General features: G+C 62.5%; 3 protein-coding genes. All 3 read left to right on the plus strand.

All coding sequences use genetic code 11. The annotated features are described in order from the left end of the window. A partial coding sequence (locus EK369_RS21170; protein WP_206198142.1) for a histidinol dehydrogenase occupies nt 1–663 on the plus strand: 663 nt, incomplete at its 5' end. Between the two features lie 63 nt (nt 664–726). Beyond that, entirely contained in the window at nt 727–1,776 is a 1,050-nt protein-coding gene (locus EK369_RS21175) for an ester cyclase (RefSeq protein ID WP_127116268.1), read from the plus strand. Next, nucleotides 1,776–1,997 (plus strand): SDR family NAD(P)-dependent oxidoreductase (locus EK369_RS21180; RefSeq protein WP_127116269.1); only part of this gene is annotated, 222 nt, incomplete at its 3' end. The genes EK369_RS21175 and EK369_RS21180, both read left to right, overlap by 1 nt.

Below are 1,997 nucleotides of genomic sequence, written 5' to 3' on the forward strand. Positions count from 1 at the left end.
GACCTCTTTGCCGGACCGACCGAAACCATGGTCATTGCGGACGAAACAGTTGACGCTGAAATATGCGCCACCGACCTCCTCGGCCAGGCCGAGCATGGCTACAACTCCCCAGCTGTGCTGGTCACCAACTCGCGTAAACTGGCCGAGGAAACCCTGTCCGAGATCGACCGCATCCTCGACATCCTGCCCACCGCAGGCACCGCCCGCGTCAGCTGGGAGGAATATGGCGAGGTGATCCTGTGCGACACCTATGACGAGATGCTTGCCGTGGCTGACGATATCGCCAGCGAACACGTGCAGGTGATGACCGACCGTGATGACTGGTTCCTGGACAACATGACCTGCTACGGCGCGCTGTTCCTGGGACCGCGCACCAATGTGTCGAACGGTGACAAGGTGATCGGCACCAACCACACCCTGCCCACCAAAAAGGCAGGCCGCTACACAGGGGGGTTGTGGGTTGGCAAATACCTGAAAACCCACAGCTATCAAAAGGTTACGACCGATGAGGCGGCAACCCTGATCGGCGAATATGGCTCGCGGCTGTGTATGCTCGAAGGCTTTGTCGGTCACGCAGAGCAATGCAATGTGCGCGTGCGCCGGTACGGCGGCATCAACGTGCCCTATGGCGAGGCCGCACCCTACCGCGATGCTGCCGAGTAAGATGAGTTCGGGTGCGAGGCGTCTCCCCTCGCGCTCCCCGGAGTGTTTCTGGCAATACGAAGCATGGACAAACACAGCATGCATAAGGACCTGATCGCGCCCCTGCGGGCGGCGATGTACGACTTTGAAGCCTCGTCCGTGCGCGAGGCTTTGGCGTCAGCCTGTGCACCGGATGCGGTATTCCGGCTGTCTGCTCCCTTTGGCGACAGTATCGGCGCCGAGGCGTTTTTCGAGACCGCCTATCAGGGTCTGTCACAGGCCTGGCCCGATCTCGAGCGGCGCGACTATATCGTCATGGCCGGAACCGATGATCATGGTCACGACTGGGTGGGCTGTGGTGGCTATTACACCGGCACATTCCTGGCACCCTGGCTGGATATTCCACCAACAGGGCACCAGGTCACGATGCGGTTTCACGAGTTCTTTCGCGTCAAAGGCGGCAAGATCGTCGAGATGCAGGCCATCTGGGACCTCCCCGAGGTCATGATGCAGGCCAACGCCTGGCCCATGGCCCCGTCGCTGGGCAAGGAATGGGCCGTTCCCGGACCTGCGACCCAGGATGGGCTCGTACCCGGCCCGCATGATCCCGAGACCTCTGCCAAATCCTGCCAGCTGATCCGCGAGATGCTGGCCCATCTGGTCAAACACCCCACCGAGGGCGGCCCCGAGGTCATGCAACCGCAGCGCTTCTGGCATCCCCGCATGAACTGGTACGGGCCCGCCGGGATCGGCACCGCGCGTGGCTTTGCGGGGTTTCGCCATTGGCACCAGATCCCGTTTTTGAACGCCATGCCGGATCGTGGGCAAAGCGATGCGGCGCTGACCTTTCACTTCTTTGGCGATGGCGCTTATGCCGCCGTGACCGGCTGGCCCAACATGGTGCAATCGATTTCGGCAGATGGCTGGATGGGGATCGCCCCCTCTGGCAAACAGATTGCCCTGAAATCACTGGATTTCTGGCGGGTGGAAAACGGGCTGATCCGCGAGAACTGGGTGTTGGTCGACCTGATCGACGTTTATGCTCAGCTGGGCGTGGATGTCTTTGCCCGCCTGCGTGAATTCAACAAGGCCCGCATTATGGGGCCGGTACCCCTGCCTGATGGAATGAGCTGATGACTGACCTGCCCCGCACCCCCTCTCTGTCCCTCGCCGGAAAGACCGCCCTGGTGACAGGCGCCTCGTCCGGCATCGGACAGGGCTGCGCCGTGGCGCTGGCCGAGGCAGGCGCCCATGTGGTTTGTGCCGCCCGTGGGGCGGATCGGCTGCAGGACACCGTGGCGGCGATGGCGGCCCAGGGCTGGTCCGCCGAGGCGGTACAGCTGGATCAGGGCAAT

The organism is Shimia sediminis (assembly GCF_003990645.1).
Classification (GTDB): Bacteria; Pseudomonadota; Alphaproteobacteria; order Rhodobacterales; family Rhodobacteraceae; genus Shimia; species Shimia sediminis.